Below are 16343 nucleotides of genomic sequence, written 5' to 3'. Positions count from 1 at the left end.
AAAGCCATAAATTAAGTGGCGACCGGCGCATTATAAAGCCAAGCTGCAAGCTTCGAGCTACCGGCAGCGAGAAAAGCCTGGCACGGTGTGCTGGCAGCCAGAAGCTTGAGGCGGGTCACTGGCAATTGCGCCAAGGTCGGTTACCATGCCTGTTTCCATCCTGAGACAAGGCTGCTCTGTGTTCCCTGGCACGCCCCCTTACCCGCGTCTGCTCATATTGACCGCCCTGCTCGGTAGCCCGGCCGTGGCCGAGGATCTGTTCATCGACAACACCGACCTGCCCCAGGTTCTGACCGCCACGCGCCTGAAACAGTCGCCGGCAGCGGTGCCGGGCAGCATGACCGTCATCGACAGCGAACTGATCCGCGCCAGCGGTGCCCGTGACATCCCCGAGCTGCTGCGCCTGGTACCGGGCATGATGATCGGCTACGGCGCCGGCAACCAGCCCACGGTCAACTACCATGGCAGCAACGCCAGCGACGCGCGGCGCATGCAGGTGCTGATCGATGGCCGCTCGGTGTACCGCGCCGGCCTGGCCACGGTGGACTGGAGCGACATTCCACTGGCCATGGAGGATATCGAGCGTATCGAGGTGTTCCGTGGCCCGAACACGGTCAGCTATGGCGCCAACGCGCTGATGGCCGTGGTCAACATCCTGACCCGCAACCCGGCCGACAGCCATGGCACGCGGATGAAACTGACCCGCGGCCAGGATGGCATCAACGACTATTACCTCAGCCACGGCTTCGGCTGGGAGGGCGGCGACATGCGCCTGTCGGTATCGGGCCAGCGCGACGACGGCTTCGACGAGAACCAGTTCGGCCAGGACTACCGCGACAGCCGCCGCTTGAACCGCTTCAACCTCAGCGCCAGTCATACCCTGGCCATCGACCAGACCCTGGAATGGCAACTTGCGGCCAAAGAAGGCAGCAATCAACGGCCCTACACCTACCAGCCGGTTTTCCAGCAGTACGAAGCCGGCAACAACGCCGACGTCAACGCCAAGGACTACGCCGGTTCGCTGCGCTGGACCAAGGAATTCAGCGCTGAACACAGCCTTTATGTTCAGGGCTCGGCGCAACATTTTGACCGCCAGCAAGTGTGGCGTGCCTGTGATGCGGTGCAGTCATTCAGCCCCGAGCTGACCCAGCTCTGGCAACTGAACCCGGACTTCGCTGAAAGCGTGGCGCGCGGCATTGCCACAGGTGCCCCCCTGGCCACGAACGACCCGGCCCTGCAAGGGCTTTTGCAAAAAGTGCAGGAGCAATGGCAGAACGGCGGCAAGCAACAGGTATGCGGCGATGTTGACCAGAGTACCCGCGAAACCCGCTACGACCTGGAAATCCAGGACACCCTGAGCCTGACCGACAGCCTGCGCCTGCTCAGCGGTATGAACTACCGCTATGACCGGGCCGATTCGCAGACCTACTTCAACGGCAGCGTCGACGACCAGACCTGGCGCCTGTTCGGGCAACTGGAATGGCGCGCCGACGAGCACTGGATCCTGCAGGGCGGCGCCATGTTCGAGGACTCGCAGCTGTCCGGCAACTCGCTGACCCCGCGTGTGGCGGTCAACTACCTGATCACCCCGCGCCATGGCCTGCGTGCGGTGTATTCCGAGGCCGTGCGCTCGCCCGACATGTTCGAGAACAACGTCAACTGGAGCTACACGGTCAAGAACCTCACGCCCAATGCATTCGGCCTGCAAAACGGCGAATACTTCGTCAAGACCCGCGGCCCCGGCGACCTCGAGCAAGAGCGCATGCGCTCGCGCGAACTGGGCTACAACGGCTATTTCAGCGACATCGACCTGAGCATGGACGTGAAGCTGTTCTACGACGAGATCACCGGCATGATCAGCGAGCCGCTGCGCAACAACCAGTACATCGCCAGCAACGCCAACAAGGCCCGCTTCAGCGGCAGCGAGGCACAACTGGACTGGCGCCCTACCCTGCGCGACCGTCTGCGCCTGACCTACGCCTATGTCGATGCCTGGGCCAGCAACCCCGACGATCGCCGCCTCAGCGCCCGCAACAGCGGCTCGGCCGGGTGGATGCGCGACTGGGGTGCCGGCTGGTCGAGCGCGCTGTTCTACTACGGCGACGATGCCCTCAACGCGTACCGCTACGAGCGCTTGGACCTGCGCCTGGCCAAGCGTTTCCGGGTATATGGCAGCAACCTGGAGCTGGCGGCGTTGTGGCAACAGCGCCTGGACGATGAACCGACCACGGCAGCCCAGAACCGCTACGACAGCCGCCACCGCCTGAGCGTCAGCGCGGAGCTGGAGTTCTGATGAGCCTGCTGTTGCGCCTGCTGGTACTGTGCCTGTGGCCGCTGGGCCCATTGTCGGCCAGCGAGATCCTGCTGATCGGCGCCGAGGACCAGCCCGGCATCCGCAGCTTCGTGGCGGCGCTGGAAAACCGCAGGCCGCACGACCATGTGCACTTCCAGACCACCGCCGACTTGCCATCACCAGGCAAACTCAAGGCCGACCAGCGCCTGATCCTGCTCGACAACCCTGCCCTCGATTGGCGCCTGAGCGAAACCGCCGGGCCACCGGCCCTGGTCATGCGCGTCAGCCGCGTTCAGGCTGAGCAGCGCCTGGGAAAGTCGCGCCCGGCGTTTCTCACCTTCCTGTGGAATGACGCGCCACCGGCCCGTCAGTTGCGCCTGGCGCGTTACTTGCTGCCCCAGGCACGGCGTATCGGCGTGCTGTACGGCCAGCACAGCGGGTTTCTGCTCGAGGAACTGCGCCATGCGGCACGGCCGCTGGGCCTGGAAATCGTAGCCCAGGACTGGTCCGACCCACGCGACAACCGGCCATTGCAGCACCTGCTGGGCAACAGCGATGTCCTGCTGGGGCTGGACGACCCTGACCTGTACAACTCCAAGACGGCGAAGAACCTGCTGCTGAGCAGCTATGGCCGGCAGATGGCGCTGATCGGCCCCAACGCCGGTTTTGTCCGCGCCGGCGCACTGGCCAGCACCTACAGCGACCAGGACGACTGGCTGGCGGAACTCGACCAATTGCTCGACCAGCCCCCGGCGCGCTGGCCGCGCAGCCTCTACCCCAAGCGCTACAGCGTCAGCGGCAACCAGCAAGTCGCCCGGGCCCTGGGCCTTGAACCGATCGATCCGAACGCCGCCGCCCAGGTACTGGCCGAAGGAGAACCCACCCCATGAGCAGCAAACGCCTGAGTTGGGACATTCACACCCGCACCCAGATCATCAGCCTTGGCCCCGCGCTGCTGCTGACCTTGCTGCTGATCAGCTTCTTTACCTTCGTTCGTATCCAGGACCTGCGCCAGGAACTCAACCACACCGGGCAATTGATCGCCAACCAGCTGGCACCCGCGTCGGAGTACGGGGTGATTTCCGGTAACAACGAAGTGCTCGAGGGGCTCATGCGGGCCACCCTCAGCATCCCGCACGTCCGCTTCCTGGAGGTACAGGACAGCCGCAACCACATACTGGTCTACGTGGAGCAGTCCGACGAAAGCGCCAACCGCGCGCAGCAGGTCGAAGTGTTCCAGGCGCCCATCCGCCTGCAGCAGATACGCCTGGACAACGATTTCTTGCAACAGGGCAAAGCCAACACCCCGGCCATCGGGGACGACTACCTGGGCCGGGTGATCGTCGGCATGTCCGATGACGCGTTCAGCCAGCGCCAGCAGGAAATCGTGATCAAGGCGGGCATCCTCGCGCTGTTCGCCCTGCTGTTCACCTTCTTGCTGGCTCGCCGCCTGGCCCTGAGCCTGGCCAAGCCGATCAGCGACATGGGCCACGCGGTCAAGGCCATCCAGCAAGGCAAGTACAACACGCCCTTGCCGGTGGTAGACGACAGCGAGCTGGGCCACCTGGCGCGCCACATCAACAACCTGGCCAGCGCCCTGGAGCAAGCCAGCGCTGAACAGCAACAAACCATTGCCGAGCTGATCCAGGCCCGCGAAGAGGCTGAACAGGCCAACCGTGCCAAGTCCGATTTCCTGGCGATGATGAGCCACGAGCTGCGCACTCCGATGAACGGCGTGATGGGCATGCTGCAGTTGCTGGAAACCACCCCGCTCAGTAACGAACAGGCCGATTACACCGCCGTGGCCAGCGAGTCCACCGGGCACCTGCTGAAAGTCATCAACGATATTCTGGACTTCTCGCGCATCGAACGCGCCGCGCTGCAACTGGAACACATCGACTTCAACCTCGGCGAGCTGATCACCAGCAGCGTCCAGTCCTTCCAGCACAGCGCCCAGCAACGCGGCCTTGGGCTGCACCTGCAATTGCCGGCCGACATCGGCCAGTTGCAGGTGAACGGCGACCCTACGCGCATCCGCCAGATCCTGCTGAACCTGGTGGGCAACGCGCTTAAGTTCACCGAACGCGGCCAGGTGCAGGTCGAGGCCCGCTGGCAAGTGGTCGATCGGCAGTTGATCTGGCTGACCTGCAGCGTGCGTGATACCGGCATCGGTATCGACAGCGACCGCCTGGAAATGATGTTCGTCGCATTCCAGCAAGCGGACAGCTCGATTTCCCGCCGCTATGGCGGCACCGGGCTGGGGTTGTCGATCGCCCGCACCCTGGCCGAGCGCATGGGTGGCAAGCTGCGCGGTGAGAGCCATGTGGGCCAGGGTTCAACGTTCACCCTGGAGATGCCGTTGGCCCTGGCCAGCCAGGCGCCGGCGCCACTGCCGCACCCACTCGACCCGCCAGCGGCGGCTGCCGAGCAGAAAAAGGTGCTGTTGGTCGAGGATAATCCGGTCAACCAGAGTGTCATAGAAGCCATGCTGCGCAGCCTTGGGCTGACGGTGTGCACCGCTGCAGACGGCCTCGAGGCGGTCGACCTGGTGGGCCGCCAGCGCTTTGCCGCGGTGCTGATGGACTGCCGGTTGCCGCACATGGACGGCTATGAAGCCACCCGCCGCATTCGCCAACTGGACAACGGCACAGGCCTGCCGATCATCGCCCTGACCGCCAACGCGCTCGACGGCGACCGCGAGCGATGCATGGCCGCCGGCATGGATGACTACCTGAGCAAACCCTTGCGCCGCAGCGAACTGCAGCGCGTGCTGCAACGCTGGTTACCCGGCCAGACAACCGCGACTGGCGATAAATGCTAAAGTGCGGCAGTCTTAAACACTGGACAGGACCTTCATCGGCCCTGAAAATAGACGTTTCAGTGCACACCTGTACTTCTTTCACCAGGTGCGCTGTGACTTTCACCACAACGCAATAGTCTACCTGTAGGCTACCGCCCCGAAGCCGTTGGTTATTCGGGTCGGTCGGGAAGATTCATCCCCTGCCACAGGGGGTTATTGAGGAGCTCGCATGACCAAACAACACGCCTTTACTCGGGAAGACCTGCTGCGCTGCAGTCGCGGTGAGCTGTTCGGCCCAGGTAATGCGCAACTGCCCGCGCCGAACATGCTGATGGTCGATCGCATCACCCACATCAGCGAAGAAGGCGGCAAGTACGGCAAAGGTGAGTTGGTCGCCGAGCTGGATATCACCCCGGACCTGTGGTTCTTCGCCTGCCATTTCGAAGGCGACCCGGTCATGCCGGGCTGCCTGGGCCTCGACGCCATGTGGCAGCTGGTCGGTTTCTTCCTCGGCTGGCAGGGCCTGCCAGGCCGCGGCCGCGCCCTGGGTTCGGGCGAAGTGAAGTTCTTCGGCCAGGTTTTGCCTACCGCCAAGAAAGTCACCTACAACATCCACATCAAACGCGTCCTGAAGGGCAAGCTGAACATGGCCATCGCCGATGGCTCGGTCAGCGTTGACGGCCGCGAGATCTACACCGCCGAAGGCCTGCGGGTCGGCGTGTTCACCTCCACTGACAATTTCTAAGGGTTATTCGCATGCGCCGCGTCGTTATCACTGGTCTGGGCATCGTTTCGTGCCTGGGCAATGACAAAGCTACCGTCACCGAAAACCTGCGCAACAGCCGTCCGGGTATCCGTTACAACCCGGAATACAAGGAAATGGGGCTGCGTAGCCAGGTTTCCGGGTCCATCGACCTCAACCTCGAAGAATTGATCGACCGCAAGGTCTACCGCTTCGTGGGCCACGCGGCTGCCTACGCCTACCTGGCCATGCAGGACGCGATCAAGGATTCCGGCCTGACCGAAGAGCAGGTGTCCAACCCGCGTACCGGCCTGGTGGCTGGCTCCGGCGGCGCCTCGACCCTGAACCAGATGGAAGCGCTGGACACCCTGCGCGAGAAAGGCGTCAAGCGTGTCGGCCCTTACCGCGTCACGCGCACCATGGGCAGCACCGTTTCGGCGTGCCTGGCTACGCCGTTCAAGATCAAGGGCATCAACTACTCGATCTCGTCGGCCTGCGCCACTTCGGCTCACTGCATCGGTACCGCACTGGAGCAGATCCAGTGGGGCAAGCAGGACATCGTCTTTGCCGGCGGCGGTGAAGAAGAGCACTGGAGCCAGTCGTTCCTGTTCGATGCCATGGGCGCCCTGTCGACCAAGCGCAACGAAACCCCGGAACTGGCCTCGCGCGCCTACGACGCAGACCGTGATGGCTTCGTCATCGCTGGCGGCGGCGGCATGGTGGTGGTCGAGGAGCTGGAACACGCCCTGGCCCGTGGCGCCAAGATCTACGCCGAAATCGTTGGTTACGGTGCGACCTCCGACGGTTACGACATGGTTGCCCCGAGTGGCGAAGGCGCTATCCGCTGCATGCAGCAGGCGCTGTCCACCGTCGACACCCCGATCGATTACCTGAACACCCACGGCACCTCGACCCCGGTCGGTGACGTTGCCGAGATGAAAGGCGTTCGCGAGGTATTCAAGGACAAGGCGCCGAAGATCAGCTCGACCAAGAGCCTGTCGGGCCACTCGCTGGGCGCCGCGGGCGTGCACGAGGCGATCTACTGCCTGCTGATGATGGAAAACAACTTCATCGCCGGCTCTGCCAACATCGACGAGCTGGACCCGGAAGTGGCCGACCTGCCGATCCTGCGCAAAACCGAAGAAAACGCCAAGATCGACACGGTCATGAGCAACAGCTTCGGCTTCGGCGGCACCAACGCCACCCTGGTGCTCAAGCGCTGGGAAGGCAAGTAAGGCGCCCTGGCAGTAATCAAAAACGCCCCGACTGGTTCGGGGCGTTTTCTTTTGTGTCGCCTGTACTGGCCCTGTCGCAGCAAGCCAGCTCCCACAGGTACTGCGCAAGGTTTGGAACCTGCGCAACCCTGTGGGAGATTCTATGGTTCCTGGCAAGGGTAGCCGCTGCATCTTCAGTGCCTGTGAGATTGAGCGCCGCCCGCGCGGCGCATCGCGAGCTGCGCTCGCTCCTACGTTTGTTTCGGGCCGGTAACCCCTGTGCCAGATGCGCGCGGCCGCCTTGTTCGTACGACGCGATTTTGAGGCATGCGCCAAGGCGTTCGCGCGCAAATCCCACAGGAATAATTGGCCCGAAACAAACGTAGGAGCGAGCGCAGCTCGCGATGCGCCGCGCGGGCGGCGCTCGCTCTAACAGGCGCTGCATACCTTGTGGCAAACACCTGTCAGCCCTGATGCGATCCCCGTGGGAGCTGGCTTGCCTGCGATAGGTCAGTACTGGTAAACCCTTACTTCTGCCTGGGCAACACAGCCAGGAAGTTCTCTTTGGCTACCTTGTTCGCCACCCCCTCCGGCAACGCATCCAGAAACGGCTTGAACCCGTGCATCTGCTCGCCCAGGCTGCCAAACTGCCCCACCACATCCGACCCCAGCATGAACCGCTCCGGGTACTTCTCGACCAACGCCAGCCATTCCTTGCGCGGCACACCCTTGTCATCCAGCAGATACGGCTGCAGCACACTCCACGACAGATCGACATACAGGTTCGGGTAATCCTCAAGCAACCGCGTCAGCACTGGCAGTAAAAAGTCCATCTGCGTCTGATGCCGGTGTATCTCCATGCTGCTGCCAGCATGGGCCCAGATGAACCGGGTGTGCGGGTGATTGCGTAGCGGCTCTTCGATTTCTGCCAGGTACAGCGGGTTGCGCTCGCGCTTGGAGGTGATGTTGGAGTGCAGCAGCACTGGCAGGTCGCGCTCAGCGGCCAGGTGATAGATCCGGGTCATGGCTTCGTTGTTGGCGCGCGGCGTTTCGCCACTGGTCAACGCAGTCAGGTCATCATGGCGGGTAAACACCTCCCCGATGCCCTGCCATAGCCCCGGGTACAGATCGAGCATACGCTCAATATGGCTGACGGCGTTCTTGTCCACCGGGTTGAACCCGCTCAGGAACGGGTGGAAGCGTTTACGCTGCTGCGGTGGCAACTGCTGGAGCGCGGCCGCCACATAGGTGTCGGTGGCGCTGTACCAGTAAGCATCGGCATCATCACCGGCGTAGTAACGCGGGCGCTTGGGCTCGTCTTCGTGCCACTTCTTGGCCACCGGAATGCCGGAAATCATCGACTGGTCAACGCCTGCCGCATCCATCGCCTTGAGCAATGCCGGCATCCCTTCGCTTTCCTGGAAGAAATCCACATAGTGCAGGTGGGCGTCACTGTAGCGGTAGTCACGCGCCTGTACCGCTTGGCACAAGCAAGCGGACAGTAACGCGCAGGCCAGCGCTTTGGCATTCATGGGCAGCTCCCTTCTCCTGGTATCAGACAAGGTAGACCGGCCGGTGCAGAAGACGGTTCAGGCACAGCAGGCAAACCGTTATGCTTGGGCATTGCCCCCTTGCCTGGAGCCCTTCTCATGAGCAGCACGCTGATCATTCGCCCCCGTGCAGAGTCGGTCGAGGGCCAGCCGATTCTGCGCCCGCTGCCAGCGGCGCAGCGCCGCAGTGTCGGCCCGTTCGTATTCTTCGATCACATGCTGAAAACCGCCTACGCCCCCGGGCGCGGCATGGACATCCGCCAACACCCGCACATCGGCCTTTCAACCCTGACTTACCTGTTCGAAGGGGCAATTCAGCACAAGGACAGCCTGGGCTCGGACCAGTTGGTGCTGCCCGGCGACGTCAGCTGGATGACGGCCGGTCGCGGCGTGGCGCACGTCGAGCGCACCCCTGCTGACGCCTTGGCCAAAGGGTCAAGCCTGCACGGCTTGCAGGTTTGGCTGGCCTCGCCACGTGAGCATGAACAAGGCGCGCCCAGCTACAGCCATCATCCTGCGGCCAGCCTGCCGGTCAGCGACAGCCTGGGGGTGCGCATCTGCATGATTGCCGGCACCGGGTTCTGCCTGGCGTCACCGGTGCCGGTGCTGTCCCCTACCCTCTATGCCCAGGTACAGATGCAAACGGCGACTACCTTGCAGGTGCCGAACGAGCACGTGGAGCGGGCGCTGTACCTGTTGGAGGGCGAACTGCAGATGAACGGCGAGGATGTGGCGCCGTGCAGCCTGGTGGTGCTGCCGGAGGGCGAAGAGGTGACGCTGTGTGCGCAAGGTGAATGCCAGCTGGTACTGATTGGCGGCGCGCCGCTGGATGGGCCGCGGCGGATGAACTGGAACTTTGTCGCCAGTGACCCGGCGCTGATCGAGCAGGCCAGGGCCAAATGGGCTGCGGGGGATTGGCCGGTCGTGCCGGGGGAGAGCTCGAGGATCGAGTTGCCTCGCTGATTGGGGCCACTTTGCGCCCCTTCGCGGGCTTGCCCGCTCCCACAGGGTGAGAGTTGGGAACGGGCAAGCCCGCGAAGGGCTGCACAGCAGCCCCACTATGCGATCAGCGCTGGAACACTTCAGTCAGCAGGTTATGCATCGAACGGAACGCCCGCTCCGAGGTGCGCCGGTCATACTGCATCTTGCCCGGCACATTGGCGCCAGGGTCGGTGAACGAATGCACGGCCCCGCCATAGCTGAGCAACTGCCAGTCGACCTTGGCCGCATTCATCTCGTCCTCGAATGCCGGCAGCTGCTCTTTCGGCACCAATGGGTCCGATGCACCGTGCAGCACCAGCACCGAGCCCTTGATGCGCTTGGCATCCTCGGGGTTCGGCGTGTCCAATGTGCCGTGGAACGACACTGCCGCACGCAAGTCGGCGCCGCTGCGCGCCAGCTCCAGCGCACAGCAACCCCCGAAGCAGAAGCCGAAGGTGGCAACTTTGCCAGGCTCCAGCAGCGCCTTGGACTGCCCCAGCAACTGGGCCAGGGCCTCCTGCATGCGCTTGCGAAGTTCGCCGCGGTCGTTCTTGAGCGGCATCATCGCTGCGCCCGCTTCGTCCGCATTGGACGGGCGCACCGACTGCCCATACAGGTCGGCGAGCAACACCACATAGCCCTTTTCGGCCACTTCCTTGGCGATGCGTTCGGCACCTTCGCGAATCCCCATCCAGTTCGGTGCCATGACCAGGCCCGGGCGCCCCAGCGCCCCGGGCTCGTAGACCAGGCGGCTTTCGTAGGTTCGGCCGGACAGGTGATACACCAGCGATTCGACGATTACTTTGCTCATCAGGCACTCCATTGGCACTCGTCATAAAAAAGCCCGCCGAAGCGGGCTTTCCTCTGCATCAACTCAAGCAGACAGCTCGACCAGCAGCTTGTTCAGGCGACGAACGTACGCTGCCGGGTCTTTCAGGCTGTCCCCGGCCGCCAGGGCCGCCTGATCGAAGAGGATATGCGACAGCTCGGCGAAACGGTCTTCGCTCTGCTCGTTGTCCAGCTTGTCGATCAGCGGGTGGCTTGGGTTGAACTCGAAGATCGGCTTGGACTCCGGCACTTTCTGCCCACTGGCCTCGAGGATCTGGCGCATCTGCAGGCCAAGGTCCTGCTCGCCAATGGCCAGGATCGCTGGCGAGTCTGTCAGGCGGTGTGACACACGGACTTCGGCCACGCTGTCACCCAATGCACCTTTCAGGCGCTCGACCAGGCCTTCCTTGTCCTTGGCGACTTCTTCCTGGGCTTTCTTGTCCTCTTCGGAGTCCAGTTTGCCCAGGTCCAGGTCGCCGCGGGCGACGTCGACGAAGGCCTTGCCGTCGAATTCGTTGAGATAGCTCATCAGCCACTCGTCGATGCGGTCGGTCAGCAGCAACACTTCGATGCCTTTCTTGCGGAAGACCTCCAGGTGCGGGCTGTTCTTGACCTGCGCGTAGGACTCACCGGTGAGGTAGTAGATCTTGTCCTGGCCTTCCTTGGCGCGCGCCAGGTAGTCGGCCAGGGCAACGCTCTGCTCGCCGCTGTCGTCGTGGGTGGAGGCAAAACGCAGCAGGCTGGCGATCTTCTCTTTGTTGGCGAAGTCTTCGGCCGGGCCTTCCTTCAGCACCTGGCCGAAGTTTTTCCAGAAGCCCTTGTACTGCTCAGGCTCGTTCTTCGCCAACTTCTCCAGCATGTCCAGCACGCGCTTGGTCAGCGCGGTCTTCATCGAGTCGATGATCGGGTCTTTCTGCAGGATTTCACGCGACACGTTCAGCGACAGGTCGTTGGAGTCGACCACACCTTTGATGAAGCGCAGGTACAGCGGCAGGAACGACTCGGCCTGGTCCATGATGAACACGCGCTGTACATACAGCTTCAGGCCGCGTGGCGCTTCGCGCTGGTACAGGTCGAACGGCGCGCGGGCCGGCACATACAGCAGCGAGTTGTATTCAAGCTTACCCTCGACCTTGTTGTGGCTCCAGGCCAGCGGGTTCTCGAAGTCGTGGCCGATGTGCTTGTAGAACTCCTGGTATTCCTCGTCCTTCACGTCGCTGCGCGAACGGGTCCACAGGGCGCTGGCACGGTTGACGGTTTCCCACTCTTCGGCCGGCTGCTCTTCACCTTCGGCAGCCGCCTGCTCTTTCGGCAACTGGATAGGCAAGGCGATATGGTCGGAGTACTTCTTGACCACGTTGCGCAAACGCCAGCCATCGGCGAACTCCTGCTCGTCCTTCTTCAGGTGCAGGACGATGCGGGTACCGCGCTGGGGCTTGTCGACAGTGGCGACTTCGAACTCACCCTCGCCACGGGACGACCAATGCACGCCTTCGGCAGCCGGCTGGCCGGCGCGACGGCTGTACACGTCAACCTTGTCGGCAACGATGAACGCGGAATAGAAGCCCACGCCGAACTGGCCGATCAGGTGCGAGTCCTTCTTCTGGTCACCGGTGAGGTTCTTCATGAAGTCGGCAGTGCCGGACTTGGCGATGGTGCCCAGGTGGGTGATGACGTCTTCGCGGCTCATGCCGATACCGTTGTCCTCGAGGGTCACGGTACCCGCCTCCTTGTCGAAGCTCAGGCGAATCTTCAGGTCGGCGTCGCCTTCCAGCAACTCTGGCTTGGCCAGCGCCTCGAAGCGCAGCTTGTCGGCGGCGTCGGAGGCGTTGGAGATCAGTTCACGCAGGAAGATCTCCTTGTTCGAATACAAGGAATGGATCATGAGGTGCAGCAGTTGCTTTACCTCGGTCTGGAAGCCAAGCGTTTCTTTTTGAGTCTCCACACTCATGGTCTTCAAAACTCCGATCTGATTGCAATGGCGCCTGGCGGGCGGTACAGCCTGCTTTAACGGCGGATGTCATGCAGATGGGGGCTGCCCGGATGATTTCAAGGGCTTTTGCGGTTCGATCTTGAAATGCACGCGGGCCGTGGCAATCGGCGACTGGCGGTCGCCCTGCCAGGCGGTAATTGCCACGTTGGTCACCCGTCGCCCCTGGCGCCACAATTGGCACTGGGCGTAGGTATCGCGCAACAGCCCGGCGCGCAGGTAATCGATGGAGAAATCGATGATCTTCGGAATGCTGGCGCTGTCGCTGTAGATCAGCAGGTACAGCGCTGCCGACAGCTCCATGAAGCCGGCAATCACCCCGCCATGGATAGCGGGCAAGAGGGGGTTGCCGATAGTGTCCGGATTGGCCGGCAGGCGGAACAGCAGGTCATCCCCCTCGCGCTCGCATTCGATGCCGATCAACCCCGCGTAGGGAATCAATGCCAGCAAGGGGCGGTAGTCACCTTGCGCGTGTGCTGCATTGAGTTGCTGGCGAATGGCCGGCGGAATCATGACCCGCCCTCCTTCAGGCTGCTACCGAAGCGGATGCCGCCTTTGACCTGCGGGCCCAACCGCATGAACGTACCCACCACCTGGCAGATCGGCCGCTCGGGGTCGTCCTGGTAGGCGCTGCCACGGGTGAAGATCACGTCGCGGGTCACCCGGTAACACTGGGCATGCCCATGGATGTCCTTGCCCGGTACCGACGGGTGCATGTAGTCGATGCGCAGATCCAGGGTCGGGCATACCTCGAAGTGCGGCAGTACGCATAGCGTGGCCATGCCGCAGGTGGTGTCCATCAGCGTTGTCAGCGCCCCACCGTGTACGGCACCGGTTTGCGGGTTGCCGACAATGGCCGGCGACCAGGGCAGGACCAGCGTCATGCCAGTTTCATCAGCCTGTGCCACACGCATCTGCAACAACTGGCAGTGTTTCAATGCCGAAAGAAAACGCTCGGCCATGGACATCAAGGTCGCATCACTCATAGGCTGTTACCACGTCCCTTCCAAACGGCATAGGTGGGTTCAAAAGTCCATGTAGAACGGGGCGTTATATATCTGAAACCTTCGTTGAACTTATTCCAAGTGGCTGCACTCGAAGGAACAAGTCACTTATCACACCAAGGAGAAACACCCCCATGCGTAAACCATTTGCTTTTGCTCTGATGCTGGCTGCTGCCATGGGCCTGGCTGCTTGCGATAAAGCGAGCGAAGACAAAGCCCAAGATGCGCAGGAACATGCCGAGCAAGCCCAGGAAAAGATGGGCGAAGCTCAGGATAAAATGAACGACGCCGCCAAGGAAAACGCCGAAGCTGCCAAAGATCAGGCTGAAGCCGAGCAAAAGGCTGCCGAAGAAGCCGCCCCGGCTACTCCGGCGCCGGCAGAACCTGCCAAGCAATAATCAGCCCGATAAAAAAACCCGACGTTGTCGGGTTTTTTTTTGCGTTGAATTCACGGTTAATCGTTTCAGTTCACTGCTACACCACCCTCTTTCAATGGCTCGCTGCTGACACTATCCGTGGGGGTAAAGACCATCACCTCCAGCACATCGGAATGGAACTCCCGCCGGTACAAGATCAATACAACACCCACACTCATGCCCATGAACAACCACGGGCTGATGAACCAGCTCAACATGGCCATGCCGAAGTAATAGGAACGTAAACCAAGGTTGAACTGGTTGGCCGCCAGCGACAACACCCGTGCTGCCCGCGAGGCGAACGCCTTGCGTTCCAGTTCGTTGACCTGCCGTTCGCCAATCATCGGTGCCGAGCCAACCAGTACGGCAGCAAAGTTGTATTGGCGCATGCACCAGCTGAAAGTGAAGAAGGCGTACACGAAGACCATGGCCAGGCACAACAACTTGATCTCCGACATGCCCTGCGAAGTCTGCTGCACCAGCGGCAGGTCGGCCAGCAGCGACAGCGCCCTGTCGGAGGCCCCCAGCACGGTGAGGATACCGGCCAGGATGATCAAGGTGCTGGAGGCGAAGAACGACGCGTTGCGCTCCAGGTTGCCGATCACGCTGGCATCGGCAATACGGTTATCGCGCAGCAACATGCGCCGCATCCAGTCTTCACGGTACAGGTGCAGCACGCTGGCCAGGCACGCGGTGTCGCGCCCTTTCCAGATCGCATACCGGGTATAGCCACCCCAGCACAGGGCGAACCAGGCGACGGCCAGCAGGTTGTTGAGGTTGCTTTGGATGAAATTCATGCAGGATTCCCGAAAAGGCCAGGTGCCTGAAGGATAGGGACCGGGTTTCGACGCTGGCAAGCGGCAAAAGGCACACATTCCTGCTGAAATTCGTACTGCCGGTGTGGGCCAGAAAAAAGCCCCGCATCGTTGCCGATACGGGGCTCTGCAGCTTGCACCTTGGGCGGGCACCCTTCGGCTTGTGGCCGGTGCCGCCCCCAAGGCTTGGCCCGGCGCGTCAGGCCAGCGCTTCGCGCGGCTTGCCCAGCATGCGGTCGCAGGCGACGGCGCCCATCAGGGTCACCACCGATGGCACCAGCCAGGCCATGCCGGCATCGCTCAACGGCAGGTGCGCCATGAAGTCCGGGAGCATATGGGCAAGGCTGCTGCCCTTGATCGCATCGACCATGCCGAACACCAGCGACACCAGCATGACCGGCGCCAAGATACGGGTCGGCGAATGCCACAGGTCTTTCACGAAACTCAGGCCGACTACCACGATGCAGGGCGGGTAGATGGCGGTAAGTACCGGGATCGAGAACATGATCAACTTGGTCAGGCCAAGGTTGGAAATCAACAGCGAGAAGCCAGCCAGGATCACCACCAGGGCGCGGTACGACAGCGGCAGGATCTGGCTGAAGTACTCGGCGCATGCGCAGGTCAGGCCCACCGCAGTCACCAGGCAGGCCAGCGCGATCAGCACCGCAAGGAAGCCGCTGCCCAACGAACCGAAGGTGTGCTGTACGTAGGCATGCAGAACGGCCGCGCCATTGGTGGCATCTGCCGCGATATCGTGGCTGGTGGCGCCCAGACGGAACAGGCTGATGTAGACCAGGGCCAGGCCGACACCGGCGATCAGGCCGGCGATGATGGCATAACGGGTAATCAGCTTCGGCGACTCGACACCGCGCGAGCGGATGGCGTTGACGATGACGATACCGAACACCAGGGCCCCCAGGGTATCCATGGTCAGGTAGCCATCGGAGAAGCCTTTGGAGAAGGCCGCTGCCGCATAAGCCGGCTGCGCGTCACCCATGCCCCCTGCCGGCAGGGCAAAGGCGGCAATGCCCAGTACGGCCAGGGCGATGATCTTCAGCGGCGCCAGGAAGCGGCCCACGGTATCGAGCAACTTGCCGGGGTACATCGACACGGCCAGCACCACAGCGAAATACACCAGGCTGTAGATGAACAGCGCCAGCGGGCTTTCCCCGGTCAGCGGAGCAACACCCACTTCGAACGAAACGGTCGCCGTACGCGGGGTAGCGAACAGTGGGCCGACCGACAGGTAGCAGACAGCCGCCAGCAAGCCGCCGAAGAATTTGCCGATCGGGCTGCTCAGGGCATCCATGCCACCACCGACCTTGGCCAGGGCGACCACGGTGATGACCGGCAGGCCTACGGCCGTGACCAGGAAGCCCAGCGCCGCCATCCACACATGGGGGCCGGACTGCAGGCCGACGATAGGCGGGAAGATGATGTTGCCTGCACCCACAAAAAGCGCAAACGTCATAAAGCCAAGCGCCAGGATATCCTGGCCTTTGAGAACTTTCATTTTAAGGTAGTACCACACTGCTGAAATCGGGATTCGAGAGGGGATTTCCCTTTGGATGAGGGGAAATGCTGCCCGGCTTGATAGGCCAGACCCGTTTAGCGTGTCGTTCCCTTTTGGGGTACGGGCACAGAGTGAGCGCGTAATGTAACCGTTTTGTCAGTCAAACGCACTGGAACAGTGCTGCTTGTCCGATGTGC

General features: G+C 62.4%; 14 protein-coding genes. 7 read left to right on the top strand and 7 right to left on the bottom strand.

Annotated elements, in window-relative coordinates:
* Positions 1-145 precede the first annotated feature (145 nt).
* The 5 genes from AACG97_RS09565 to fabB all read left to right on the top strand — a co-directional run bounded on the left by AACG97_RS09565 (position 146) and on the right by fabB (position 7070).
* Positions 146-2293 carry a TonB-dependent receptor plug domain-containing protein gene (locus AACG97_RS09565; protein ID WP_225785720.1) on the top strand — a complete coding sequence of 716 codons (2148 nt, stop codon included), beginning with the start codon at positions 146-148 and terminating at the stop codon, positions 2291-2293.
* A complete protein-coding gene (locus AACG97_RS09560) occupies positions 2293-3183 on the top strand; it encodes an ABC transporter substrate-binding protein (RefSeq protein ID WP_009683175.1) in 891 nt (296 codons plus the stop codon). The genes AACG97_RS09565 and AACG97_RS09560 overlap by 1 nt, the downstream gene beginning before the upstream one ends.
* Positions 3180-5114 (top strand): ATP-binding protein, encoded by a 1935-nt coding sequence (locus tag AACG97_RS09555; RefSeq protein WP_125854604.1) that lies wholly within the window; start codon positions 3180-3182, stop codon positions 5112-5114. Before AACG97_RS09560 ends, AACG97_RS09555 begins: the two co-directional genes overlap by 4 nt.
* A 208-nt stretch (positions 5115-5322) precedes the next feature.
* Complete coding sequence (gene fabA, locus AACG97_RS09550) at positions 5323-5838, top strand: 3-hydroxyacyl-[acyl-carrier-protein] dehydratase FabA (protein WP_008089108.1); 516 nt, start codon at positions 5323-5325, stop codon at positions 5836-5838.
* A gap of 11 nt (positions 5839-5849) precedes the next feature.
* Positions 5850-7070, top strand: a complete 1221-nt coding sequence (gene fabB, locus AACG97_RS09545; RefSeq protein ID WP_029887743.1) for a beta-ketoacyl-ACP synthase I — start codon at positions 5850-5852, stop codon at positions 7068-7070.
* A 506-nt stretch (positions 7071-7576) separates the two neighbouring features.
* On the opposite strand, the gene AACG97_RS09540 is transcribed toward fabB, so the two are convergent.
* On the bottom strand, positions 7577-8581 hold the full coding sequence (locus tag AACG97_RS09540; protein WP_047149581.1) for an amidohydrolase family protein: 1005 nt from the start codon (positions 8579-8581) through the stop codon (positions 7577-7579).
* A gap of 117 nt (positions 8582-8698) precedes the next feature.
* Between AACG97_RS09540 and AACG97_RS09535 the strand changes: the two genes are divergently transcribed.
* Positions 8699-9562, top strand: coding sequence for a pirin family protein (locus AACG97_RS09535; protein ID WP_009684695.1), 864 nt, complete (start codon positions 8699-8701; stop codon positions 9560-9562).
* Between the two features lie 103 nt (positions 9563-9665).
* On the opposite strand, the gene AACG97_RS09530 is transcribed toward AACG97_RS09535, so the two are convergent.
* The 4 genes from AACG97_RS09530 to AACG97_RS09515 form a co-directional block, all read right to left on the bottom strand.
* Positions 9666-10391 carry a dienelactone hydrolase family protein gene (locus tag AACG97_RS09530; RefSeq protein WP_225785721.1) on the bottom strand — a complete coding sequence of 242 codons (726 nt, stop codon included), beginning with the start codon at positions 10389-10391 and terminating at the stop codon, positions 9666-9668.
* Between the two features lie 63 nt (positions 10392-10454).
* The gene (gene htpG, locus AACG97_RS09525; protein ID WP_029887686.1) at positions 10455-12359 is read right to left on the bottom strand and encodes a molecular chaperone HtpG; all 1905 of its coding nucleotides are present in this window, start codon (positions 12357-12359) and stop codon (positions 10455-10457) included.
* Positions 12360-12428: 69 nt separating this feature from the next.
* Entirely contained in the window at positions 12429-12911 is a 483-nt protein-coding gene (locus AACG97_RS09520; protein ID WP_197886131.1) for a PaaI family thioesterase, read from the bottom strand.
* On the bottom strand, positions 12908-13384 hold the full coding sequence (locus tag AACG97_RS09515; protein ID WP_029887684.1) for a PaaI family thioesterase: 477 nt from the start codon (positions 13382-13384) through the stop codon (positions 12908-12910). The genes AACG97_RS09520 and AACG97_RS09515 overlap by 4 nt, the downstream gene beginning before the upstream one ends.
* A gap of 152 nt (positions 13385-13536) precedes the next feature.
* Here AACG97_RS09515 and AACG97_RS09510 point away from each other — a divergent pair, with 152 nt between their 5' ends.
* Positions 13537-13800, top strand: a complete 264-nt coding sequence (locus AACG97_RS09510) for a hypothetical protein (protein ID WP_009684700.1) — start codon at positions 13537-13539, stop codon at positions 13798-13800.
* Positions 13801-13865: 65 nt separating this feature from the next.
* Here AACG97_RS09510 and AACG97_RS09505 read toward each other — a convergent pair whose 3' ends face one another.
* On the bottom strand, positions 13866-14615 hold the full coding sequence (locus AACG97_RS09505) for a DUF599 domain-containing protein (protein ID WP_009684701.1): 750 nt from the start codon (positions 14613-14615) through the stop codon (positions 13866-13868).
* Between the two features lie 217 nt (positions 14616-14832).
* Positions 14833-16146 carry a branched-chain amino acid transport system II carrier protein gene (brnQ, locus tag AACG97_RS09500; RefSeq protein WP_054911494.1) on the bottom strand — a complete coding sequence of 438 codons (1314 nt, stop codon included), beginning with the start codon at positions 16144-16146 and terminating at the stop codon, positions 14833-14835.
* Positions 16147-16343 lie beyond the last annotated feature (197 nt).

It is taken from the genome of Pseudomonas sp. Nvir, assembly GCF_963778085.1.
Taxonomy (GTDB): Bacteria; Pseudomonadota; Gammaproteobacteria; order Pseudomonadales; family Pseudomonadaceae; genus Aquipseudomonas; species Aquipseudomonas juntendi.
This window is presented reverse-complemented; position numbering and strand designations above follow the sequence as displayed.

Bases quoted from the DNA above. Each gene is read 5' to 3' on its own strand.
- AACG97_RS09565 (WP_225785720.1), top strand. From the start codon at position 146: ATGCCTGTTTCCATCCTGAGACAAGGCTGCTCTGTGTTCCCTGGCACG.
- AACG97_RS09560 (WP_009683175.1), top strand. From the start codon at position 2,293: ATGAGCCTGCTGTTGCGCCTGCTGGTACTGTGCCTGTGGCCGCTGGGC.
- AACG97_RS09555 (WP_125854604.1), top strand. From the start codon at position 3,180: ATGAGCAGCAAACGCCTGAGTTGGGACATTCACACCCGCACCCAGATC.
- fabA (WP_008089108.1), top strand. From the start codon at position 5,323: ATGACCAAACAACACGCCTTTACTCGGGAAGACCTGCTGCGCTGCAGT.
- fabB (WP_029887743.1), top strand. From the start codon at position 5,850: ATGCGCCGCGTCGTTATCACTGGTCTGGGCATCGTTTCGTGCCTGGGC.
- AACG97_RS09540 (WP_047149581.1), bottom strand. From the start codon at position 8,581: ATGAATGCCAAAGCGCTGGCCTGCGCGTTACTGTCCGCTTGCTTGTGC.
- AACG97_RS09535 (WP_009684695.1), top strand. From the start codon at position 8,699: ATGAGCAGCACGCTGATCATTCGCCCCCGTGCAGAGTCGGTCGAGGGC.
- AACG97_RS09530 (WP_225785721.1), bottom strand. From the start codon at position 10,391: ATGAGCAAAGTAATCGTCGAATCGCTGGTGTATCACCTGTCCGGCCGA.
- htpG (WP_029887686.1), bottom strand. From the start codon at position 12,359: ATGAGTGTGGAGACTCAAAAAGAAACGCTTGGCTTCCAGACCGAGGTA.
- AACG97_RS09520 (WP_197886131.1), bottom strand. From the start codon at position 12,911: ATGATTCCGCCGGCCATTCGCCAGCAACTCAATGCAGCACACGCGCAA.
- AACG97_RS09515 (WP_029887684.1), bottom strand. From the start codon at position 13,384: ATGAGTGATGCGACCTTGATGTCCATGGCCGAGCGTTTTCTTTCGGCA.
- AACG97_RS09510 (WP_009684700.1), top strand. From the start codon at position 13,537: ATGCGTAAACCATTTGCTTTTGCTCTGATGCTGGCTGCTGCCATGGGC.
- AACG97_RS09505 (WP_009684701.1), bottom strand. From the start codon at position 14,615: ATGAATTTCATCCAAAGCAACCTCAACAACCTGCTGGCCGTCGCCTGG.
- brnQ (WP_054911494.1), bottom strand. From the start codon at position 16,146: ATGAAAGTTCTCAAAGGCCAGGATATCCTGGCGCTTGGCTTTATGACG.